Raw genomic sequence first — 22,867 nt, 5'->3', positions numbered from 1 at the left:
GCCGGCGGCGTCAGGCGCCGCCGTGCAGCACCGCGTTGCGGCGCGCGTAGAGGAAGTAGATCGCCAGGCCAATTGCCAGCCAGGCCAGGAAGGCAACCCATGTCAGCGCCTGCAGGTGGACCATCAGGAATACGCAGAAGCCCACGGACAGCAACGGCACCACCGGCACGCCGGGGCAGCGAAAGGCGCGCGGCAGGTCCGGCCGGGTCTTGCGCAGCACCAGCACCGCCACCGAGATCAGCGTGAAGGCCGACAGCGTGCCGATATTGATCAGCTCCGCCAGCACATTGAGCGGCACAAAGGCAGCGATGAAGGCGAACACGATGCCCACGGTCCACGTGGCAAAGAACGGCGTGGCATGCACCGGGTGCACCTTCGACAGCCGCTCCGGCAGCAGGCCATCGCGCGACATGGCGAAGATGATGCGGGTCTGGCCGAAGGTCATCACCAGGATCACCGTGGTCATGCCCAGGATGGCGCCCAGATCGACGAAGCCCGCCACCCAGTTCTCCCCGGCATATTGCAGCGCCAGCGACACCGGATGGTCGATGCCCGCGAACTTGGCAAAGGGCACGATGCCGGTCATGATGGCCGCCACCGTCACGTACAACACGGTGCAGACGGCCAGCGAGCCGATGATGCCGATCGGCAGGTCGCGGCGCGGGTTGCGCACTTCCTCGGCGGCCGAGGTCACGGCGTCGAAGCCGATAAAGGCGAAGAACACCAGCGCCGCGGCATTGAAGATGCCGTCCAGCCCGAACGGCGCGAACGGCTGCCAGTTGGCCGGCTTGACGTGCCACACGCCCACCCCGATAAAGAGCAGCACTACCGCGATCTTGATGGCCACCATCACGTTGTTCAGGCGCGCCGACTCGCGCACGCCGTACGACACGACCCAGGTGATCAGCAACATGATCACGGCAGCGGGCAGGTTGAACAGTGTCTGCACGCCCGGCACCGCGCCGGGCGCGGCGGTGAGCATGGCTGGCAGGTGCAGGCCGAAGCCCGCCATCAGCGACTGGAAGTAGCCGGACCAGCCGACCGATACGGCCGAGGTCGCAAGGCCATATTCAAGCAGCAGATCCCAGCCGATCATCCAGGCCACGATTTCGCCGAGCGTGGCGTAGCTGTAGGTGTAGATGGAGCCGGAGACGGGGATCGCGGACGCGAACTCGGCGTAGCAGAGCGCGGCAAACCCGCAGGCCAGTGCGGCGATCACGAAGGACAAGGTCAGCGCCGGGCCGGCGGTGAGCGCGCCGGTGCCGGTCAGCACGAAGATGCCGGTGCCGATGATGGCGCCGATGCCCATCAGGATCAGGTCGATGGGGCCGAGCACCTTTTTGAGGCCATCGTCGCGGGCGGCGGCCAGCATGGCCTCGATGTTCTTGGTGCGGAACAGACTCATCGGCGGGTACTCCTGGCGCGCTGGGCGGCTTTGAAAAGCGGCGTATTTTAGCGCGGCGGGGTTGGCGGATTCGTCACTTTTGAGTTGGTCGGTGTTTCTTTGGGCGGGCGAAGGGCGTCGCTGATTGTTTGAACGGTGTTGGCGTTTTGCACCCAAGAGCCGTACGACATTCCTCTGCGGGGGGGCGTCGCTGTCTGTTTCATTGGCGTTGGCTCTTGCACCCAAAAGCGATACGACATTCCCCTGCGGGGGGCGTCGCTGTCTGTTTCATTGGCGTTGGCTCTTGCACCCAAAAGCCATACGACATCCCCCTGCGGGGGCTGCCGGTCACTCTTCTTTGCGCGGCAAAGAAGACTAACGAGAAGAAAGCCGCCCTGCCGGGAGCAGAGCAATAAGGCTCTCGGGAATCGATGGTTTCGTCGTACGGCCCAGAGTGCCGGCGGGCTTCTGCCGATACCGGCTTGACCGGCCACGAACCTGCCAGCCTCCGGGATGCGTGGTGGGGCCCCCGGTAGCAGACATCACTTGCTTCAAGCCGTCTGTCGCTCGCGGATTGGCCGGCCACGAAGTTGCAGGCGCACCGGTTCCGTCGTGGGCGCGGTGGCACCGGGTTGATTTGCCCATGACTCTGACCACCGCGCCCGCCCCACCACGAAACCATTGAGAGGCGATATGTCGTGATGGCCCGCGCCGGTAACGGCAGATGTGCGAATGGGCACCGCAAACGAGGTCAGGGGCCAGACGACGAAACCGATGGGTCACGCCATTGCGATGCCCTACAAGCCGGTAACGGCAGATGCCAGCAGAACCGCTGGCCATACGACGAAACCAGCGCCCCTGGCACCCGCGATGGCTCTGCCCCCGGCAGGGTCGGCTTTCTTCTCGTTAGTCTTCTTTGCCGACGCAAAGAAGAGTGACCGGCAGCCCCCGCAGGGGGATGTCGTACGGCTGTTGGATGCAAACGCCATCGCCGCTCAAACAAACAGCGACCAACCCCGCAATGGGATGTCGTCGTACGGCCTTTGGGTCCAAGAGCCATCGCCGCTCAAACAAACACAATCAGCGCCCCCCCGTCATCCAAATCCATCACTTAGCCACCGGCATCGTAAATTCCGCGCCCTTGCCAATGCTGTCCGGCCAGCGCTGCATGATGCTCTTGTAGCGCGTGTAGAAGCGAATGCCCTCCTCGCCATAAGCATGATGGTCGCCAAACAGCGAGCGCTTCCACCCGCCGAACGAGTGCCATGCCATCGGCACCGGGATCGGCACGTTGATACCCACCATGCCCACCTGGATCTGGCGCGAGAATGCACGTGCCACGCCGCCGTCGCTGGTGTAGCAGGAGACGCCGTTGCCGTACTCGTGGCCATTGATCAGGTCCACGGCTTCGGCCAGGTCATGCACGCGCACCACCGACAGCACCGGGCCGAAGATCTCTTCCTTGTAGATGGTCATGTCCGGCGTGACGTTGTCGAACAGCGTGCCGCCCACATAGAAGCCGTTCTCGTGTCCCTCGACCTTATGGCCGCGGCCGTCGGTCACCAGCTTGGCGCCTTCTTCCACGCCCTTGGCGATATAGCCTTCGACCTTGGCCTTGTGCGCGGCGGTCACCAGCGGCCCCATCTCGGCATCGTCTTCCATGCCGTTGCGGATCTTCAGCGATTTCGCGCGCTCAGCCAGGCGCGGCACCAGCTTGTCGGCGACATCGCCCACCGCCACGGCGACCGAAATGGCCATGCAGCGCTCGCCGGCCGAGCCATAGGCGGCGCCGATCAGCGCGTCCACGGCCTGGTCGAGGTCGGCGTCGGGCATCACCACCAGGTGGTTCTTGGCGCCGCCCAGGGCCTGCACGCGCTTGCCGCGCCTGGTGCCTTCCGTGTAGATGTACTCGGCGATCGGCGTGGAGCCGACGAAGGACAGCGCCTGCACGTCCTTGTGCGCCAGCAGCGCGTCAACGGCTTCCTTGCCGCCTTGCACCACGTTGAACACGCCATCCGGCAAGCCAGCCTGCTTGAGCAGGTCGGCAATCAGCAGCGAGGGCGAGGGATCGCGCTCGGACGGCTTGAGCACGAAGGTGTTGCCGCAGGCCAGCGCCACCGGGAACATCCACATCGGCACCATCACCGGGAAGTTGAACGGCGTGATGCCGGCCACCACGCCCAGCGGCTGGCGCAGGTTCCAGTTGTCGATGCCGCCGCCGATGTTGTCGGTGAAGTCGGTCTTGAGCAGGTTGGGAATGCCGCAGGCAAACTCCACGATCTCGACGCCGCGGGTGACTTCGCCCTTGGCATCCGAGAACACCTTGCCGTGCTCGCGCGTGATCAGCGCGGCGAGGTCGTCATGGTGGCGGTCGAGCAGCTCCTTGAACTTGAACAGGATGCGCGCGCGCTTGAGCGGCGCGGTCTCGGACCAGGCCGGGAACGCGGCGTGCGCCGCGGCCACCGCGGCATCCACGTCCTGCGCCGAGCCGAGCGCCACGCGCCCGGCCACGGCGCCGGTGGCCGGGTTGAAGACGTCGGCAAACCGGTCCGACGAGGCGGCGCGCACGGTGCCGCCGATGTAGTGCGCGATGTCGGCGATCTGCCGGTTCTCTGCGATGTTCACGTCAGTGTTCCTTGTCTTGTCTCTGCGGCCGCGGCATTCGCTGCAATCACTGCAGCTCTTGCAGGACCTTTTTCACGGTGTCGAACATCTCGTCGATCTGCGCCTCGGTGATGATCAACGGTGGCGAGAAGGCGAGGATGTCGCCGGTGAAGCGCACCAGCACGCCGCGCTCCAGGCATTTCAGGAAGGCTTCGTAGCCGCGCGCGCCCGGCTGGCCGGGACGCGGCTCCAGCTCGATGCCGGCGACCAGCCCGAGGTTGCGGATGTCCTTTACGTGCGGCGCGCCGCGCACGGCGTGCACCGCGGCTTCGAACTTCGGCGCCAGCTCAGCCGCACGGCCGAACAGGTTCTCGTTCTTGTAGATATCCAGCGTAGCGATGGCAGCAGCCATGGCCAGCGGGTGGCCGGAATAGGTGTAGCCGTGCAGGAACTCGATGGCGCCCGGTGCCGCGGCGTTGACCACGGTGTCGTGCACTTCGCGCCGGACCGCCACCGCGCCCATCGGCACGGCTGCGTTGTTGATGGCCTTGGCCATGGTGATCAGGTCCGGCGTGACCTTGAAGCGCTCGGCGGCTGTGGCCGCGCCCAGGCGGCCGAAGGCGGTGATGACCTCGTCGAAGATCAGCAGGATGCCGTGCTTGCTGGTGATCTCGCGCAGCTTTTCCAGGTAGCCCACCGGCGGCACCAGCACGCCGGCGGAGCCGGCCAGCGGCTCGACGATGACGGCGGCCACGTTGGACGGGTCGTGCAGCGCCAGGATGCGTTCCAGGTCGTCGGCCAGGTGCGCGCCCCAGGTCGGCTGGCCCTTGGAGTAAGCTGCCTCGGCAATATTCAGCGTGGCCGGCAGGTGGTCCGTGCCAGGCATCAGGTTGGCCGAGAAGGCCTTGCGGTTGGGGCCGATGCCGCCGACCGCCATGCCGCCGAAGCCAACGCCGTGATAGCCGCGCTCGCGGCCGATCACGCGGGTGCGCTGGCCCTCGCCACGGGCGCGGTGATACGCCAGTGCGATCTTCAGCGCGGTGTCGACCGATTCCGAGCCCGAATTGGTGAAGAAGATGCGGTCCAGCCCGGCCGGCATGATGGCGGCTACCTTGGTGGCGGCCTCGAAGGTGAGCGGGTGGCTCATCTGGAACGGCGGCGCGTAGTCCAGGGTCTGCACCTGGCGGGCGACCGCGTCCGCGATCTCCTGGCGGCAATGGCCGGCAGCGACGCACCACAGGCCGGCGCAACCGTCGAGGATCTGGCGGCCGTCATGCGAGGTGTAGTACATGCCGCTGGCGGAGTCGAGCAGGCGCGGGGCCGCCTTGTACTGGCGGTTGGCGGTAAACGGCATCCACAGGGCATCGAGATCGGGGATCACAGTCTTGGCGGCATCCATACGTCCTCCTCAGGAGCAATTGGTATTGGCTTGGGCGGCGGCGGTTGGCGCCGCACCGGGTTGTCAGTTGATTCTGGTGAATGCGGCCACTGTAGCGGCCCTGCCCGGCTTAAAGAATATACGGTCAACAGAACCTCGCCTTACCGTACAGTTAAGAGTGAGACAACTGTACAGATCAAAAAATACCCAAGGCATACGATCACGCCTGTGGATCCCGCTGCATCGCTCGCCACGACAGCCAAAGTCCCGCCAGCAGCCGGATTCACGTTGCAGCGCGGCAAGACCCGGCACCGTGACGTTGCTTCCCATCGAACTGCTACGCCCATTAAACTGTACAGGTCCATCCTTACATGTAACGCATGCTGAACCTTGAACTCGTCCGCAGCCGGCGCAGCGGCGACACCCTCACCGAGCAGATCGTGGCCGGCATCGCCAGCCTGGTGGACCGGCGCGTGCTGCGCGCCGGCGTGGCGCTGCCGTCGGTGCGGCACTTTGCCCAGCAGCACGGAGTCAGCACCTTCACCGTGGCCGAGGCCTACGGCCGCCTGACCGCGCTGGGCTACCTGAGCGCGCGCGTGGGATCGGGCTACACAGTGGCACACCGCCACGCGCCGGCCGGCCATGCGCCGGCGGCGCGCTGGGAGGCGCCCGGGCTCAACGCCGCATGGCTGCTGTCGGATGTGTTCGCCGATCATTCGGTGCCGATCAAGGCGGGCGCGGGCTGGTTGCCCGGCGACTGGCTCAACGAGGAAGGGTTGCACCAGGCCATGCGCGCTGCGGCGCGAGTGCCCGCCGCGCAGGTCTCGGGCTATGGCCACCCTTACGGCTTCGCCGCGCTGCGCGAGCATATCGCCGCCGGGCTCAGCCAGTACGGCATGCCGGTGCAGGCCCAGCAAGTGGTGCTGACCCAGGGCGCCACGCAGGCGCTGGACCTGGTGGTCCGCACATTGTTGCGCCCGGGCGACACCGTGCTGGTGGAAGACCCCTGCTACTGCAACCTGCTGCAAATCCTGCGCCTCGCCGGCTTGCAGGTAGTGGGCGTGCGCCGCACCGCAAGCGGGCTCGACACCGACGCGCTGGACCACGCCATCCGCACCCACGCGCCACGCGCGCTGTTCGTCAACACGGTGCTGCAGAACCCCACCGGCGGCACGCTCACCAGCATGAACGCGCACCGCGTGCTGCAACTGGCCGAGCAATACCGGCTGCTGGTGGTGGAGGACGATATCTACCGCGAGCTGGCGCCGGCCGGCTCGCCCATGCTGGCGGCCATGGACGGGCTCTCGCACGTGATCTACGTGAACGGCTTTTCCAAGACGATCACGCCATCGCTGCGGGTCGGCTACCTGGCGGCCAGCCCGGAGCTGTCCAAGGCGCTGGCCCGCACCAAGATGGCCGTGGGGCTGACGTCATCGGAAGTGACCGAGCGGCTGGTGTACTCGGTGCTGACCAGCGGCCACTATGGCCGCCATGTGGCGGCGCTGGCGGAGCGGCTGCGCGCCCAGCAGGACCGGATCACGGAGAAGATGGAAGCGCACGGGCTGGAGGTGATGCTGCGCCCGGAAGGCGGGATGTTCGCCTGGGCAAGGATGCGGCCGGAAGGCGGCGGCGACCAGGCCGCGCTGTCGGGCAACCGCCTGGCGACGCTGGCGCTGGAGCACGGCATTTGGCTGGCGCCGGGGTCTTATTTCGAGCCGGAAGAAGGCGACTCGCCCTGGATACGGTTCAACGTGGCAACCAGCGATGCACCCGCGCTGTGGCGATTTTTTGACGCGCTGCGCAGCCGGGAAGCACAAGGCGTGGAAACCGAACCCGCCTCCCGCGGCACGCGCGCCCCGCGCGCAGGCATGGTCAAGCTGGCCTGAGCGTCACGGCATCAGGCCAGGCCAGGCCAGCCATTTTTGCAAGATCAGAAGCGATAGCGCACGTAACCCGTGTAAAAACCGCTGCCCGGATTGGGCTGCTTGATACCGGCGTTGGAGACGTGCTGGTAGCGGAAGCCGGCTTCGTAGGCAGTCTTGGGGCCAAAGGCCATGCCCACGCCGATCATGTCGGAGAACTGGAACAGGCTGCCGGAGCGGTGCTCGTCGGAGGTGGCCTTGTGGCTCATCATGCGCACACCAACCGAAGCTTCCAGGAAAGGCACCAGCGAGCCGCCGCGCTTCTCCACGCGCAGGATCGGCGAGAAGCCGAATTCGGTCACGTTCTGGTGATTGGTGCCGCTGCGGGCGTTCCATTCGGCCAGTTCGGCCTCCCACTGCAGCTTGGCCAGCCAGCCCTGCGGGTTGCCCCAGGCAAAGCCGGAATCCCAGTTCACGCCAACTTCGTACTTGTCGATGTTGTGGCCGGGATCGCGGCCGATGGCCACGTGCACCCCAGGATCGGCGTGCGCGGCAGCGCATGCGCCGAGGGCAGCAACGGCGCCAAGCGCCTTGATACGCAATGCAAACCGGTGGGCAAGGCCGGTGTTCTTCTTGTCGTTGGTCATGTGCATGATGGGTGGTAATTACCGCGAAGAATGGCAAGTCCTAGCGAAAACCTTGCCACCTCCCAGCGGCAAAGCCGACCACCCGTACTCAGGACCAGAGGCGTTCCACTACCCAGCCCGCGGTCACGCAGATCGCGAGCCAGGCGGTCATGCACCCGGCAATAAATCGGTAAGTCATGGTCAATTTCCGCAATAATCGCTTGGGGACAAGCGAATAATTACGGAATTATACATCCAGTCATGAATGTATGTTGAGACCGGCGAAATCGGGCTAGGGCTCGACGTTTCGGTGAGCGATTATGCACCTCCGGGACGGCTGATGCTCGCGGCACTGCGGGGGCTGTTGCCGCGCAGCGTCAATCCCCCCGCGCCACGGCGTTTTGGCCCATGACCACGGCGAAATCCGCTGCCGGCATTGGCCGGCCGAACAGGTAGCCCTGCGCCGCGTCGCAGCCCTCCTCGGTCAGCAAGCGTTGCTGGTCACGGGTCTCCACGCCTTCCGCCAGGGTTCTCATGCCCAGCGAGCGCGCCAGCGCGATGACCCCGCGAATGACGGCCAGTGCCTCGGGCGCACTGCCAAGCACAGCAACAAACGACTTGTCTATCTTGAGTGTCGCAACCGGCAGGCGCGTCAGGTAGGCCAGGCTCGAGTATCCGGAGCCGAAATCGTCCAGCGAGGCGCTGATGCCGCAGCGCCCGAGTTCGTCGAGCGCCGCGGCGGCACTGTCGAGGTCGGTCATCAGGGTGTCCTCGGTGACCTCCACGTCCAGCAGCCCGCATGGCACCTCGTGCTCGCGCGCGAGGTCCGCCAGCAAGCCCGCCAGCCCTGGCATGACCAGCTGCCGCGCCGACAGGTTGAACGAGATCCTGGGCACCGGCAGGCCGGCACGCCGCCAGGCCGCGATCTGGCGGCACACGGCGCGCATGACCCACAGCCCCACCGCCGCCTCCAGCGGCGACTCCAGCAGCACATCGAGAAAGCCAGCGGGAGGCAGCAGGCCGCGCGTGGGGTGCTGCCAGCGCAGCAACGCCTCCGCGCCCGTGAGCCTGCCATCCGACAGCGACCACTGCGGCTGGAAGTGAAGCACCAGCTGGTCGTCGGCCATCGCGGCATGCAGGTCGGCGCGCAGCTGCAGCCGCTGGCGCAAGCCTTGGGCAAGGTCCAGGTGGAAGACGCGGAACTGGAAACGCCCCGCGGCCTTGGCCGCATACATGGCGGCATCGGCGTGGTTCAACAGGGTGTCGGCGGTGTCGCCGGCCTCGGGCCACTGCGCGATCCCTACGCTGGCACCCAGCAGCAGCGTGTGGCCGTCCACCTGGAACGGCTGCGACACGCCGGCCAGGATGGTGCCGGCAAAACGCTCGGCCTGGCCCGGCCGCGCGTCGCGCAGTATGAACACGAACTCGTCCCCACCGACGCGCGCAACAAAAGCCGAGGGGGCCAGCAGCGCGCGAAAGCGTTCGGCGACCTCGCACAGCAACATATCGCCCACGGCATGGCCAAAGGCATCGTTGACTTCCTTGAAGCGGTCGAGATCGACGAACAGCACCACCACCCCGCCGGCGGGCGGCGCCTGCGCTTCCATGCCGGCCGGCAGCACGGCCACCTGGTCCTCGTCCGCTTGCGCCACCGCGCGCGCCAGCACCTGTGTGCAGCGCCGGCGGTTTGGCAGGCCGGTCAGGTAGTCGTGATCGGCATGGTATTCAAGCTGGGCCGACTGTTGCCGTTCGCGGCTAACGTCGCGAAAGAGCACGGTAAGACCGTTCGCATCGGGAAAGGCTCGCACCTCGAACCAGCATGCCAGCGGGGGATAGTAGGCAGTGCAGGTGCGCGGTACGCCGCTGGCGGCGGCCTCGCGGTAGGTCCGGTAATACGCCGAGCCGATCAGGTCCGGATAGCACTCCCAGATGCCGCGCCCATCCAGCTCCGTACGGCTGCGCTTGAGCAAGCGCTCCGTGGCCTGGTTGACGTAGGTGAATCGCCACTCGCGGTCGAGCGACATGATGCCATCCGAGATGCGATCGAGCATCCCGGCAAGATGCGTGGGCAACGCCTTGGCAGGCGGCATGTTCGCGGGATTGGCATGGCAGGGCAAAAGTGGCGCGCGCTGGGGAGAGTCGTCCATGTCGAGGGGGGCGTCCGAGCACCGCATGAATCACGATTGACATGGCGGCAGGTGGCAGGCGTCGGCCGCATTTTATCCTCGAACGCCCCGCACTGGTGTGCCGGCACCTGCCTTTGGCCGAAGGGATAGCGCGCCAATGCCCGCGACGATGACCACCGGCCACATACGGCTTCCCCCCGTCATCCCCCCGTCGTCCCCCACTTGTCGCCCGCGTCACGCCACCGTTGCATACTCCAGCGTTTTTGGCGTCTTCACGATGACCTCGGGGCGCTCGCCCACCACGACCGTATCGTCGAGCCGGAAGCCGCCCAGCCCGTAGACATAGATCCCCGGCTCCGCCGAGTAGACCTCGCCGCCCAGCAGCGCGCGCGTGTTGAAGGCCATGTCTTCCGGATACTCGTGCAGCATCAGCCCGACCGCGTGGCCGGTGCGGTGGAAGATGGTCTCGCCCAGCCCCGCGCGCTCGATCACGGCCTGCGCGGCGGCGTCCATGTCGCAGACGCGGCGCCCAGTCACCGCGGCCGCCACCGCCGCGTCTGTGGCCTCGGCGGCAACTTGGTAGCAGCGTGCCTGGCGCTCGTCCGGTTTGCCGCAGAACCACGTGCGCTCGTTCTCCACGTAGTAGCCGTTCAGGCGCGGCAGGATCAGGTTCACGATGGTATCGCCGGGCGCGATGCGCGCGCCGCACGCGGCGCCGTCGCCATGCGGCGAGGCCGAGGCCGGTCCCGTCAGCGTCCAGCATTTGAGGATGTCGAAATCCTCGCCTGGGAAGCGGCGCGCGGCCTCCTCCACCATCAGCGCTGACATGGCGTGGTCCAGCTCCTGCGCCAGCCGCCCCGGGCGAATGTTCTCGCGGTAGCGGTCCTGCACCCAGTCGGTCAGGCTCCCAAGCTCGCGCATCACCTGTAGTTCTTCCGCATGCTTGACCCAGCGCATGCCGCGCATCTCGGCCATGGCCGGGCGCAGCGTGAGTTCCGGCAGGTAGCGCTGCGCCGCCGCGAGGATCGGATGGGCAACATCCACGGCAATGCGCGAGCCGCCCAGCCCATGCGATGCCAGCAGCGACGCCACCACCTCGGGCAGTTGCGGCGCCAGCGCCAGCCGCTGCGACACGCGCGGATGCTCGGCGTAGTACGTCACGTCGCGCAACCAGACCTTCTCCCTTTCCGTGCACAGGCGCATGTGGTTGGTGGACAGTTCGTTCATCACCGCGAAGGGTTCGCCGTTGCGCGGCACGAACACGCATACGGGGCGCTCCCATGGCCAGACATCCAGCTGGAAGTTGGTGGCGAACTGGAAAAAATCCGGCGTGCTGAACACCAGCGCGTCAACGTGGATGCGGTCCATCAGCGCGTGCATCATGGCCAGGCGGTAGTCGCGCACGGCGGTCGTGATCTGCGGCATGTCTTGTCTCCTTGGTAGTGGGTGCGGGGTCAGAGGGCAATGCCGAGCTTGCGGATCATGGGGCCCCACGCCTGCGCGTCGCGCTGCATATAGCGCTCCACCTCAGTGGGCGGACCCTTGATCGCGTCAAGGAACTGGTTGGCCAGCTTGTCCTTGAATGCCGGCTCGTCCATGGCAGCGTTGACGTCGGCGTTGATCTTTTGCACCAGCGCCGCCGGCGTGCCCGACTTCGCCACGATGGCGTACCAGCCTGGCACCGCCACGTCGTAGCCCAGCTCCTTGAAGGTGGGCACATCCGGCAACGCGGCCAGCCGCCGCTCGCCGGTCACGGCCAGCGCCACCAGCTTCTTGCCGGCGATATAGGGCTGCACGCCCGCCAGCACATTCATCATGACGGGCGTCTCGCCCGACATCAGGCTTGTTGAGCCACCGGCGCCGTTGAACGGCACATGCTGCAGCTTGACGCCGGCGCGCTCGGCCACCAGCTCCATGGCCAGGTGCGTGGAGTTGCCGATGCCGCCGGAGGCGTAGCTGATGCCGCCCGGCCGCGCCTTGGCGAGCCGCACGAATTCGGCAAAGCTGGTGGCATGCATCGCCGGCGCGACCACCAGCACGAACGGCGAGTTGGCCAGCATCGCCACGCCGGTCAGGTCGCGCTGCGGCACATAAGGCAGCGCGGGATACAGGAAGGGATTGAAGGCCAGGTTGGACACGCCGGCAAAGAACAAGGTGTAGCCATCGGCCGGCTGCTGCAGCACATAGTTGATGGCCAGCACGCCGTTGGCGCCGGGCTTGTTTTCCACGACAACGCTGCGGCCCCAGCGCTTGCCCAGCGCTTCGGCCAGTGCGCGCGCGAGCACGTCGTTGCCCGTGCCGCCGGCCTGCGGCACGACCAGCCTGACGGGGCGCTGCGGCCAGTCCTGCGCCCAGCCGGCGGCGCCATGTGCCATGCCCGCCGCGGCGAGCGCGGCGCTTAATATCAGTGTGCGTCTCTTCACTTCGATCTCCTCTCCAATCCCCTGAGCGGCACCCTCGCATCGGGTGCGTCCGGTTTACTGTACCATGTGGTACATGAAGAGGGAAAAAATTTTGCAGGCCCGCGGCGCCGATGCCGGCGCCGCGCACGGATCAGGCTTCGGGATCGGATTTCGCGCCCGCGGCCTTCGGCGCATTCAGCATGCGCGCGAAGTACTTCAGCGCGGCGGTGGTGCCCTTGCGGTCGCCCGTGGTGACGAGGTCCAGCAGCAAGCCACGCACGGTAGCCACCTCGACGCGAGCCCGCAGCTTCGCCTCGCTCAAGCTCAAGCCAAGCTGCTTGTGAAAGCGCTCGGTCAGCGCGCCGGTCCAGCTGCCGATCACGTCGTCGAGGAACACCTGGAAGCGTTCTCGATCGCGAATGGCGCGGCCGTAGATCTCGAACAGCAACTGGATGATGGGCAGGTAGTTATCCGCCGAGTAGCGCGCCCAGGCCACCTCCAGCGCCCGCGCGGGATCGGGCTCGCTGGCGGCCAGGCTGGCGCGCGCATCCAGCTCGGCATGGCGGATGCGGCGCAGCACCGCCTCCCAGAACTGGTCGGCCGAGCCGAAGTAGTAGATCAGCATGCGGTGGCTGGTGCCGAGCGCTTCGGCGATATGGCGCAGCGACAAGTCGCCGATGCCGTGTTCCAGCACGTGGTTGACGGCGCCGTCGAGCAGCTGGATGGCCTGGTCGCTGGCAGCGCGGCCTTGCGCGAGCGTGTCGAGCGTTTCGATGGCAGCGGCGGGATTCTTGCGGGGCGGCATGGGCTGGAGAATGCGTTCGGTTGGGCACAGGGGCGAAGACAGCGAGTGTAAGCCAGCCCGGCTCGCTGCGCATTCGCCCGTTGCGTCCTTAACCTGCGCGCAGCAGGAAGGGCAGCGTCTCATCCAGCAGCAGCTCCGGCATTTCCTCGGCAATGTAGTGCCCGCACGGCAGGCTCTTGCCGCTCACGTTGCGCGCCACCTTGCGCCACTCCTCCAGCGGCGCGAAGCAGCGGCCCACCGCGCCCTGCTCTCCCCACAGCGCCAGCATCTCGCACTCGACCTTGCGCCCGGCGGCCAGGTCGGCGCGGTCGTGCTCGAGATCGATCGACGCGCTGGCGCGATAGTCCTCGCACAGCCCGTGCGCCGCGCCCGGCAGGCTGAGGCAGCGCAGGTATTCCCCCATGGCCGCCTCGGTGAACGGCGCCAGGCCGGCGCTGCGGCTGCCCATGGTGCTGCGCAGGTAGAGCGCCGGATCGGCCTCGATCAGCGTCTCGGGAAACGGCGCGGGCCGGATCAGGAAGAACCAGTGGTAGTAGGCCAGCGCGAACTGCAGGTTGGTCTGCTCGTACATCGCCAGCGTGGGCGCGATATCGAGCGTGACCAGCCGGCGCACGGCATCCGGATGATCCAGCGCCATGCGGTGCGCCACGCGCCCGCCGCGGTCGTGCGCCATCACCAGGAAGCGCGCGAAGCCCAGCGCGCGCATCGCCGTGACCTGGTCCTGCGCCATGCTGCGCTTGCTGTAGTTGGCGTGGTCCGGCAGGCCGGCGGGCTTGCCACTGTCGCCGTAGCCGCGCAGGTCGGTGGCGACCACCGTGAAATGCCGCGCCAGCGTGGCGGCGACCTTATGCCAGATCACATGCGTCTGCGGATGGCCATGGAGCAGCAGCAGCGCAGGGCCCTGGCCGCCGACGATGGCGTTGATCTCGACATCGCCGCATGGAATGCGGTGCGGGGTGAAACCTTCGAACACAATCCGTCCTCCTTCAGGCGGACAGTCGCGCCATGGTCTTGGCGGCAACGTCCTGCAGCCAGGGCTGCGCATGATGATGACGCCGCGCGAACCCGGCGATCTGCGACGACTGTGCCAGCGTTGCACCAATCATGTCCAGCCCTTGCCGGAACATGGTGCGGTGGCGCTCGGCCAGCGTGAAGGCAAAGCGCAGGGGGCCAGCGCTCACCGTCATCGCCGCGAGGTCGATGTCGATCTGCGCAGGCACGTCGCGCGACACTACGGCCATCAGCGCATCCACTTGCGCCTGCGGCAGCATCACCAGGAGCAGGCGGTTGTTCATGGCATTGGAGTAGAAGATCTCGCCAAAGCTCGGCGCGATCACCGCGCGGATGCCGAATTGCTGCAAGCCCCATACAGCGTGCTCGCGGCTCGAGCCGCAGCCAAAGTTCGGGCCGGCCACCAGCACGCCCGCACCCTGGTACCGCGGCTGGTTGAGCACGAACTCCAGGCGCGGCGCGCCTTGCGCGTCGAAGCGCATATCGTAGAGCAGGCCACGGTCTAGCCCCGCCTTGTCGATGATGCGCAGGAACTGCTTGGGCATGATCTGGTCGGTGTCGAGGTTACCGATGGGCAGGGGCGCGCCGAGCGCAGTGATCAGGTCAGAATCGTGATCAGGTATTGAATTAGGTATTGCACCAGGCATTGCATCAGGCATCGGTCTGCTCCAGGCGGCGTACATCGGTGATGCAGCCGGTCAGCGCCGCGGCGGCGGCCATGGCGGGACTCATCAGGTGGGTGCGCCCGGCGCGCCCCTGGCGTCCCTCGAAATTGCGGTTGGTGGTGGAGGCGCAGCGCTCGCCCGGCGCGAGTACGTCGTCGTTCATGGCCAGGCACATCGAGCAGCCCGGCTTGCGCCATTCGAAGCCGGCATCCAGCAGCACCTGCGCAATGCCTTCTTCCTCCGCCTGCTGGCGCACCGCGCCGGAGCCCGGCACCACCATCGCGCGCACGCCTTCGGCCACCTTGCGCCCGCGCACGATGGCGGCCACCGCGCGCAGGTCTTCGATGCGGCCATTGGTGCACGAACCGATGAACACGCGCTGCACCGTCAAGCCTTCGAGCGTGGCGCCTGCCTGCAGGCCGATGTAGTCCAGCGCCTTGGCGGCAGCGCTGCGCGCCGTGTCGTCGACGGCATCCTCCGCCAGCGGCACGCGCGCATCGATGGGGATCGCTTGATCGGGGCTGGTGCCCCAACTCACGTACGGCGCCACATGGCTGGCGTCGAATACCAGCTCGCAGTCGAACTTTGCATCCGCATCGGAGTGAAGCGCGCGCCAGCAGGCCAGCGCGCGCTCGCGCAGCGTTGCATCGATATCGGCGGCGCGGGCCAGCACGTAGTCGATGGCCGCCGCATCCGGCGCGATCAGCGCGCCGCGCGCGCCGGCTTCCACCGTCATGTTGCACAAGGTCATGCGTGCCTCGATGGACAGCGCGGCGATGGCGCTGCCGGTGAACTCCACCACATAGCCACGCGCGCCCTGCGCGCTGATGCGGCTGATGATATGCAGGATCAGGTCCTTCGCGGTGGCGCCGCGCGGCAGCATGCCGTCCACGCGGATGCGCATGTCCATCGCCACGCGGTACACCAGCGTCTGCGTGGCCAGCACGTGCTCCACCTCCGACGTGCCGATGCCAAAGCCAAGCGCGCCCAGCGCGCCGTAGGTGGTGGTATGGCTGTCGCCGCACAGCACTACCATGCCCGGGCGGATCATGCCGTGCTCGGGCGCGATCACGTGCTCGATGCCCTGCAGCGCGTCATCGGTATCGAACAGCGGGATGCCGTGCTGGTCGCAATTGCGCTTGAGGTTGCGCGCCTGCAGCGCCGAGGCGGGATCCTGGATGCGGCGCGGGCTTTCGGCATGGGTGGGAATGATGTGGTCCACCACCGCCACCTGCTGGCCCGGCGACGGCACGCCCCGGCCCTGCGCGGCCAGCCCGGCGAAAGCCTGCGGGCTGGTGTATTCGTTCATCAGGTGCAGATCCGCGTAGAGCAGCACGTGGTCGGCGTCGAGCGCGGCCACGGTGTGCGAATCCACCAGCTTGCGATAGAAGGTAAGGCCTGACATGGGACAGCCTGCTTGATGTGGGTTAAAAGAAAGCGCGGTAGAAGGAACTGCGCTTACTCCGGCGTGATGCCGGCCTGCTTGATCTGCGCGGCCCAGCGCTTGATTTCCTTGTGCAGCATGGCGTCGGCCTGGGACGGGTTCATGGTGAGCGGCTCGAAGCCTTCCTTGAGCAGGCGCGCCTTGATCTCCGGTGCGGCCAGCGCCTGGTTCAGCGTCTGGTTGAGCCTGGCGATCACGTCCTTGGGCGTGCCGGCCGGCGCGCTGACGATGAACCAGGTCTCGAAGGCGTAGTTGGGCAGGCCCGCCTCGGCGATGGTGGGCACATCGGGCAGCAGCGGCGAGCGCTTGGGCCCGGTCACCGCCAGCGCGCGCAGCTTGCCGGCTTGCACCTGCGGCAGCGCGGCCGACAGCACCGGGAAGCTGAGCTGCACCTGGCCGGCGATGGTGTCGACCATGGCCGGGCCGCCGCCCTTGTACGGCACGTGCAGGATGGCGATGCCGGACTCCGACTTGAACAGCTCCGCCGCCATATGGAAGGTGCTGCCGGTGCCCGCCGAGCCAAAGCTCAGTTGCCCGGGGCGGCTCTTGGCCAGCGCGATCAGCGCCTTCACATCCTTGGCCGGCAGGCTGTTGGTCACCACCAGCACATGCTGCGAGGTGCCCATGGTGCCGACCGACATCAGGTCGCGCTCGGTGTCGAACGGCAGCTTGGCGAATAGCGAAGGATTCACCGCCAGCGCCACGTTGTTGATGGCCAGCGTATAGCCATCGGGCTTGGCCTTGGCGGTCTGGTCCATGCCGATATTGCCCGAGGCGCCCGCGCGGTTGTCCGCCACCACGGGCTGGCCGAGCTGCCGGCCCCACGCTTCGGTGATCAGCCGCGCGGCGATGTCAACGCTGCCGCCGGGGGCAAACGGCACGATCAGGCGGATCGGGCGCGCGGGAAACGTCTCGGCCGAGGCGGCGGCCGGCGCGAGGGCAACCGACAGGGCGACAGCGCCCAAGGCTAGCGGTAGCCGGCGGATCCGGCAGATCCGGCGGGCGATGGCGGCAAAGCGGGTCATATGGGGTCTCCTGGGTGGCAGGCTGGCTGACGGGGAACGCCCCAATGCCGCCGCACTTATTGAGATGCCAGTTTAACCATTGAACCCACCGCTATAATTTCATCCACAGACTTTCATTCAGTCTTCTAATTCACTAATCTGGACACCAGACGCAACGTTGCACCGTGGACAATTTCTCCGACCTCGCCTTCTTCGTTACCCTGGTCAAGCGCGGCAGCCTGGCCGGCGCGGCCCAGCAGTTCGGCATCACGCCGTCGGCCGCCAGCAAGCGGCTGGCGGCGCTGGAGACGCGCCTGGGCGTGCGCCTGCTCAACCGCACCACGCGCCGCCTGAGCGTCACGCAGGAGGGTGAGGCCTACTTGGCCCAGGGCGCACGCATCCTGGCCGAGCTGGAGGAACTGGAGCAAGGGCTGGGCGGCAGCCGGGTGGCGCCGCGCGGGCTGCTGCGGGTCAACGCCACGCTGGGCTTCGGCCGGCGCCACGTGGCGCCGGCGGTGGGCGCCTTCCTGCTGGCCTGCCCCGAGGTGGAGGTGCAGCTTGAACTCACCGACCGCCCGTTCAACCTGGCCGAAGCGGGCTTCGACATCGGCATCCGCGTGGGCGACCTGCCCGATGCGCGCCTCACCGCCCGTCCCCTCGCGCACAACCGCCGCCTGCTATGCGCCGCACCGCGCTACCTGGCCAGCCACGGCGAGCCGGCCTCGCCGCGCGAGCTGCAGCAGCATCGCTGCATCGTGATCCGGGAAAGCGACGCTACCTACGGCACCTGGCATCTGCGCTCGGCGAGCCGGCAGGAAACCGTGAAGGTGCGCGGCCCGGCCAGCACCAACGATGGCGAAGTGGCGCTCGGCTGGGCCTTGCAAGGCCACGGCATATTGATGCGTTCCGAATGGGAGGTGGCGCCGATGCTCAGGTCCGGGCGGCTGCGCCAGGTGCTGCCCGACTGGGAGACGCCGCCGGCCGATGTGTACGCGGTATTCCTCACGCGTGACCACCTCACGGCCAAGGTGCGCGCGTTCGTGGACTTCCTGGCGGAGCACTTCGCGGCCCACCGCGTGGCGGGCGCGCCCTATAGTGGCTGGTAGCCGCTCAGCCCATGCCGCGCACGAACACCAGCGCCAGCCCGGCGGCGCCGCAAGCGAGGATCACCGGGATCACGCCGGCCTTGAAACGGAACAACGCCACCGCCGCGGCCAGTCCGATCAGCGCGCAGGGCCACTCGAAGCGCCCTTGCAGCCCGGCGGGCCACAGCACGTGATAGGCAAAGAACACCGCCAGGTTGACGATCACGCCAACCACCGCCGCGGTGATGGCGGTCAGCGGCGCGGTGAACTTCAGGTTGCCGTGCGTGCTTTCCACGAACGGCCCGCCCAGCAGGATGAACAGGAACGACGGCAGGAAGGTGAAGAACGTCACCACCGTCGCCGCCACCGCGGCCGACACCACCACCGCATCGGCACCGAACACAGCCTGCGTCCAGCCGCCGACAAAGCCGACGAAGGCCACCACCATGATGAGCGGGCCGGGCGTGGTTTCGCCCAGCGCCAGGCCGTCGATCATCTGCGGCGCGGTAAGCCAGTGGTAGTGTTGAACAGCGCCCTGGTTGACGTAGGGCAGCACCGCATAGGCGCCGCCAAAGGTCATCAGCGCGGCCTTGGTGAAGAACCAGCCCATTTGCGTGAGCGTGCCCTGCCAGCCGTAGCGCCAGGCCAGCGCGCCCAGCGCCAGCGCCCAGATCGCCAGGAACACCGCCAGCACCAGCGCGAAGCGCTTCCACGTGAAGAGCGCATGCGGCGGCGTGGGCGTATGATCGTCCAGCAGCGCGGGGCCAAAGCCGGCCTTGCCCGCGCCGTGCCCGCCCCCGCTGGCAAAGCGCGCGGGCGCAAACCGGCCGCCCGCGTAGCCGATCAAGGCCGCGACCAGCACGATGACCGGAAACGGTAGTTCCAGCGCGAAGATGGCGACGAACGAAGCCGCCGCGATCGCCCACAACCAGCTGTTCTTCAGCGCCCGCGAGCCGATGCGCCACGCCGCCGACATCACGATGGCCGTCACCGCCGGCTTGATGCCGTACAGCACTCCCGCCACCGCCGGCACCTCGCCAAAGCGCATGTAGATCCACGACAGCAGCATCAGGATCAGCAACGACGGCAGCACGAACAGCCCGCCCGCGATCACCCCGCCCCAGGTGCGGTGCATCAGCCAGCCGATATATGTCGCCAGCTGCTGCGCCTCCGGGCCGGGCAGCACCATGCAGTAATTGAGCGCATGCAGGAAACGGCTCTCGGAGATCCAGCGGCGCCGCTCGACCAGGTCCTCGTGCATGATGGCGATCTGCCCCGCCGGCCCCCCAAAACTGATGAAGCCCAGCTTGAGCCAGTACCAGAAAGCCTGGCGCAGGCTGATGGCGGCCGGAGCTGCGGTGTCCGGCGTGGTAGTCGAAGCTTGCATGGGAGCCAATATGGAAGTGGAGGCCAGCGACAGGCGGGGCGCCTAAGATAGCAGAGGCTTGTGTCGACATGTTTGCCAACCACCCATACAGCCAGCCTGGATGAAGCGCATTAGCAACACCAGCGCTGCTGGCCAAAGGCTGGCCTAGGCCAGAGCGCGCTGCGCGGCCGCCACGGCGGCCGTGCGGGTCTCCACGCCGAGTTTCTCGTAGATGTGCTCGCGCGGCGTCAGCTCGGTTGGCGCCGCCGCATCGTTCACCGCTATCGCATGACCAACCAGTTCACATCTCATCTACCGCCGTGGTAGCGGACACTGATCCCGGCGGCGGGTCGGCTCAGCCCGCCGGCTGCGCCTCGCCGTCGAACAGATGCAGGAAGCGATCGAGGATCAGCAGGTGATCCTCGAACATCTGCCCTTCCAGCGCCAGCAACTCCTGCTGCGGCACCCAGCGCACCGCGGCCGCGTCATCGGCGGCGGCCACCGCCGGGAGCGCATCGAGCGGCAGGTCGAAGAAGAAAGCGTGGGTCAGCGTGCGCCCGCGCTGGCTGCGCTCGGGATGGTCGAACAGCGCCTGGTCGCGCAAGGACTGCTGCAACGCCGCCTTGGGCAGGCCGAAGCGTGTTTCCTCGTCGAGCTCGCGCAGCACCGCATCGGCCACGCGCTCGTGCTGGTCCAGGAAGCCGCCGGGCAGCGCCCAGGCGCCGCGGCCTGGCTGTCCGCCACGGCGGATCAGCAGCACCTGGCCGCAGCAGCGCACCACCGCATCCACGGTCACGAAGACCGGCGGATACGGCGCAGCCGCCCAGCGGCGGCCGTGGTCCTGCAGGAAGCGGTACTCGGCCAGCAAGGTCGCGAACGCTTCGCGCCCGGCGAACTCGCGCAGGAACGCGGCCACCGGCTGCGGCAGCACGCTCTCCAGCCCTTGCAGGCCCCCCTGCTGCTCGAACCATTGGCGGCGCACGTCGGCAGCATTGAGCTGCCCGAAGCTTGGCTGCGGCACCAGCTCCCAGCCGGGGAAGTCATTGAGGTAACCCGAGGACGCATCCTTGAAGTGCCCGAACAGGCCAACGCGCGGCGTGCCGTGCGCGGGTGCATCGATCACCGCGCCCGCCACGGCGCGCACTGCCGCTGTCCAGCGCGCGCTTTCGTAGTAGTCGCGCACCACCACAAAACGCAGGTCGGCAACGCGCGCGGCGTCCCAGGCCGCCACCGCGCCCTCGATCATCTGGCGGCGCTCATCCGCGGTAAACGGGTTCTTCACGGTGCGGGCGCCACCCGCGGAACCCAGCACCACGATCACCTTGCGGGCCTGCGCCAGCGCCTGGCGCAGCATGGCGAAGTGCCCGTTGTGCATGGGCTCGAAACGGCCGATATAGACCAGGTAATCGAAGGGGACCGCGCTCGCCGGCCGGGTCGGGTTCAGTGGATTCGTCGGGTTCGTCGGGGTCATCGGCACGTCAGGTGGATCATTTCAGCTCGCAACACATGCATAGCGGCAGCGCGCCCTCTTGCTGCCGGAATTCGCGCGACGCGCGCACTTCCGGCGGCAGGCGATCGGCCGAGATCAACGAGAACCCGTAGCGGGCAAAGTAGCTGGGGCAACTGGCGCTCAGCAGCACGGCGCGGGTGCAGCCGCTGGCACGGGCGCGCATCAGCACGGCGGAAACCATATGGGAGGCGATGCCGCGATCGCGATAGGGCGGCAACACCGCGACCGAGCGCACGACTACGGTGTCGCCATAGCCTTCGGCGCCGGCGCAACCGACAATCCCGCCGTCGAGCACGGCAATATGGAACAACGCCAGCGAGGGATCGAGATCGTCGCTGGCGAGGCCACAGGCTTCAAGAACTTCCGCGATTGCCGGCCAATCGGCCGGTTGTGCGGCGCGGATACGCAGATCTCTTGTCATTGCAATTATCTCCCCGCCACGCACGATGGCGGAGGTTGTCATGGATGGACTGCGTTGACTTCACACTACATGATTCGGGCGACTTGTTCCAGCGGGGAAAACGGCATAAATGACGCCTTGTCCGCTGCTTGTGTGGAACAAGTGTGCAAGGCCTTGCCAGGCGCCGATGGCCGGAGGCAGGAGGGACTGACAGGAGAGTGCGGGCGGAACACCCGCATGACTGGAAACCTGGAGGCGGGGGAACGGAATTGAACCGCCGTGTACGGCTTTGCAGACCGTCGCATAACCACTCTGCCACCCCGCCGCTGCCGGGACGCCGCGTTTTGGCGTCCGCTTACAGTGCGGGGCGCAGTGTAGCCGGAAATGAAAAACTCTGCACGGAGCGCGAAGCGGCGGCCGGGAGCACGCTTGCTGAAGACCGGGACATCGCGCCACGCCGGCCTTGGGGCCGTGGCGCTCAGCGCGAAAGAATGGACATGGTGATCCGGGAGACGCACACCATCTTGCCTTCGTCGTTGCGGATCTCGATGGCCCACACATGGGTGGTGCGGCCGATATGCACCGGCGTGGCGGTGCCGGTCACAAAGCCGGTGCGCGCCGCGCGCACATGGTTGGCATTGATGTCGAGCCCGACACAATATTGCGTCTCGCTATCCAGGCACAGGCTGGCGGCGCAACTGCCCAGCGTCTCCGCCAGCACCACCGAAGCCCCGCCGTGCAGGATGCCATACGGCTGCACGGTGCGGCGGTCCACCGGCATGCGTGCACTGAGCGAAGCCGCGCCGATCTCGGTGAACTCGATGCCGAGTTGCTCGACGGCGGTGTCCTTGTGGCGGTCCTGGAGGTCTTTCAGGGAGGGGGTCGATTTCCACAGCATGCACGGTCTCCGATCTGGTTTGTGCTGCATTCTAAGGCACCAGTGCGCGAACGTTCGCGGGGCGGGAAGTATCCGGCAAATCCGTGTCAGCCAGGCTTGGGCCATCGATGTATCGGGGGGCCTCCTGTGCAACGGCGCCACAATCTCTTGCCAGGTAACGCATTCGGGTGATCGAACGTCGTGGTAAAGCGTTAAACTGGCATGCGCAGCATGGGTAACATGTATCCAAAATCACTTTAATGCGCAAGACAGCCAGGCACGGCAGTGCTGGCGGCGTTCGATCACCAGACGCTCAAT

19 protein-coding genes and 1 tRNA gene are annotated in these 22,867 nt (G+C 67.1%); 2 read left to right on the top strand and 18 right to left on the bottom strand.

Translation table 11 applies throughout. The annotated features are described in order from the left end of the window. Nucleotides 1-10: 10 nt before the first annotated feature. The 3 genes from ACGLHR_RS01090 to ACGLHR_RS01080 form a co-directional block, all read right to left on the bottom strand. On the bottom strand, nucleotides 11-1,405 hold the full coding sequence (locus ACGLHR_RS01090; protein WP_400091393.1) for an amino acid permease: 1,395 nt from the start codon (nucleotides 1,403-1,405) through the stop codon (nucleotides 11-13). 1,086 nt (nucleotides 1,406-2,491) lie between these two features. Further along, nucleotides 2,492-4,009 carry a CoA-acylating methylmalonate-semialdehyde dehydrogenase gene (locus ACGLHR_RS01085; RefSeq protein ID WP_400091391.1) on the bottom strand — a complete coding sequence of 506 codons (1,518 nt, stop codon included), beginning with the start codon at nucleotides 4,007-4,009 and terminating at the stop codon, nucleotides 2,492-2,494. A gap of 46 nt (nucleotides 4,010-4,055) precedes the next feature. Beyond that, complete coding sequence (locus ACGLHR_RS01080; RefSeq protein WP_318233931.1) at nucleotides 4,056-5,387, bottom strand: aspartate aminotransferase family protein; 1,332 nt, start codon at nucleotides 5,385-5,387, stop codon at nucleotides 4,056-4,058. Nucleotides 5,388-5,746: 359 nt separating this feature from the next. Here ACGLHR_RS01080 and ACGLHR_RS01075 point away from each other — a divergent pair, with 359 nt between their 5' ends. Continuing rightward, nucleotides 5,747-7,252: a PLP-dependent aminotransferase family protein gene (locus ACGLHR_RS01075; RefSeq protein ID WP_400091389.1), complete on the top strand. Its 1,506-nt coding sequence runs from the start codon at nucleotides 5,747-5,749 to the stop codon at nucleotides 7,250-7,252. A 44-nt stretch (nucleotides 7,253-7,296) separates the two neighbouring features. Here the strand turns inward: ACGLHR_RS01075 and ACGLHR_RS01070 are convergent, their stop codons facing one another. From ACGLHR_RS01070 to ACGLHR_RS01030, 9 genes are all read right to left on the bottom strand, one after another. Continuing rightward, entirely contained in the window at nucleotides 7,297-7,875 is a 579-nt protein-coding gene (locus tag ACGLHR_RS01070; RefSeq protein ID WP_400091485.1) for an acyloxyacyl hydrolase, read from the bottom strand. A gap of 356 nt (nucleotides 7,876-8,231) precedes the next feature. Then, the gene (locus ACGLHR_RS01065) at nucleotides 8,232-10,001 is read right to left on the bottom strand and encodes an EAL domain-containing protein (protein ID WP_400091387.1); all 1,770 of its coding nucleotides are present in this window, start codon (nucleotides 9,999-10,001) and stop codon (nucleotides 8,232-8,234) included. Between the two features lie 213 nt (nucleotides 10,002-10,214). After that, nucleotides 10,215-11,405 carry a M24 family metallopeptidase gene (locus ACGLHR_RS01060; RefSeq protein WP_400091386.1) on the bottom strand — a complete coding sequence of 397 codons (1,191 nt, stop codon included), beginning with the start codon at nucleotides 11,403-11,405 and terminating at the stop codon, nucleotides 10,215-10,217. Nucleotides 11,406-11,434: 29 nt separating this feature from the next. After that, nucleotides 11,435-12,403, bottom strand: a complete 969-nt coding sequence (locus ACGLHR_RS01055) for a Bug family tripartite tricarboxylate transporter substrate binding protein (RefSeq protein ID WP_400091384.1) — start codon at nucleotides 12,401-12,403, stop codon at nucleotides 11,435-11,437. A gap of 130 nt (nucleotides 12,404-12,533) precedes the next feature. Then, a complete protein-coding gene (locus ACGLHR_RS01050; protein ID WP_400091382.1) occupies nucleotides 12,534-13,187 on the bottom strand; it encodes a TetR family transcriptional regulator in 654 nt (217 codons plus the stop codon). An 88-nt stretch (nucleotides 13,188-13,275) separates the two neighbouring features. Continuing rightward, on the bottom strand, nucleotides 13,276-14,160 hold the full coding sequence (locus ACGLHR_RS01045; RefSeq protein ID WP_400091381.1) for an alpha/beta fold hydrolase: 885 nt from the start codon (nucleotides 14,158-14,160) through the stop codon (nucleotides 13,276-13,278). A gap of 13 nt (nucleotides 14,161-14,173) precedes the next feature. Then, on the bottom strand, nucleotides 14,174-14,857 hold the full coding sequence (leuD, locus tag ACGLHR_RS01040) for a 3-isopropylmalate dehydratase small subunit (RefSeq protein WP_400091380.1): 684 nt from the start codon (nucleotides 14,855-14,857) through the stop codon (nucleotides 14,174-14,176). Continuing rightward, entirely contained in the window at nucleotides 14,850-16,268 is a 1,419-nt protein-coding gene (leuC, locus tag ACGLHR_RS01035) for a 3-isopropylmalate dehydratase large subunit (RefSeq protein ID WP_400091379.1), read from the bottom strand. The genes leuD and leuC overlap by 8 nt, the downstream gene beginning before the upstream one ends. Nucleotides 16,269-16,321: 53 nt before the next feature. Continuing rightward, complete coding sequence (locus ACGLHR_RS01030; RefSeq protein WP_400091377.1) at nucleotides 16,322-17,332, bottom strand: tripartite tricarboxylate transporter substrate binding protein; 1,011 nt, start codon at nucleotides 17,330-17,332, stop codon at nucleotides 16,322-16,324. A gap of 164 nt (nucleotides 17,333-17,496) precedes the next feature. On the opposite strand from ACGLHR_RS01030, the gene ACGLHR_RS01025 reads away from it, so the two are divergent. Then, on the top strand, nucleotides 17,497-18,417 hold the full coding sequence (locus ACGLHR_RS01025) for a LysR family transcriptional regulator (RefSeq protein WP_400091376.1): 921 nt from the start codon (nucleotides 17,497-17,499) through the stop codon (nucleotides 18,415-18,417). A gap of 4 nt (nucleotides 18,418-18,421) precedes the next feature. On the opposite strand, the gene chrA is transcribed toward ACGLHR_RS01025, so the two are convergent. From chrA to ACGLHR_RS00995, 6 genes are all read right to left on the bottom strand, one after another. Beyond that, nucleotides 18,422-19,783, bottom strand: a complete 1,362-nt coding sequence (chrA, locus tag ACGLHR_RS01020) for a chromate efflux transporter (RefSeq protein WP_400091375.1) — start codon at nucleotides 19,781-19,783, stop codon at nucleotides 18,422-18,424. A 144-nt stretch (nucleotides 19,784-19,927) separates the two neighbouring features. Continuing rightward, the gene (locus tag ACGLHR_RS01015; protein WP_400091374.1) at nucleotides 19,928-20,074 is read right to left on the bottom strand and encodes a hypothetical protein; all 147 of its coding nucleotides are present in this window, start codon (nucleotides 20,072-20,074) and stop codon (nucleotides 19,928-19,930) included. A gap of 43 nt (nucleotides 20,075-20,117) precedes the next feature. Continuing rightward, entirely contained in the window at nucleotides 20,118-21,233 is a 1,116-nt protein-coding gene (locus tag ACGLHR_RS01010) for a bifunctional nicotinamide-nucleotide adenylyltransferase/Nudix hydroxylase (protein WP_400091372.1), read from the bottom strand. Between the two features lie 16 nt (nucleotides 21,234-21,249). Then, the gene (locus tag ACGLHR_RS01005; protein ID WP_400091370.1) at nucleotides 21,250-21,693 is read right to left on the bottom strand and encodes a GNAT family N-acetyltransferase; all 444 of its coding nucleotides are present in this window, start codon (nucleotides 21,691-21,693) and stop codon (nucleotides 21,250-21,252) included. Nucleotides 21,694-21,922: 229 nt separating this feature from the next. Then, nucleotides 21,923-21,997 (bottom strand) — tRNA-Cys (locus ACGLHR_RS01000). Between the two features lie 153 nt (nucleotides 21,998-22,150). Next, nucleotides 22,151-22,570 carry a hotdog fold thioesterase gene (locus ACGLHR_RS00995; RefSeq protein WP_400091369.1) on the bottom strand — a complete coding sequence of 140 codons (420 nt, stop codon included), beginning with the start codon at nucleotides 22,568-22,570 and terminating at the stop codon, nucleotides 22,151-22,153. Nucleotides 22,571-22,867: the final 297 nt, after the last annotated feature.

It is taken from the genome of Cupriavidus sp. CuC1 (assembly GCF_044627735.1).
In the GTDB taxonomy this organism is placed as follows: Bacteria; Pseudomonadota; Gammaproteobacteria; order Burkholderiales; family Burkholderiaceae; genus Cupriavidus; species Cupriavidus ulmosensis.
This window is presented reverse-complemented; position numbering and strand designations above follow the sequence as displayed.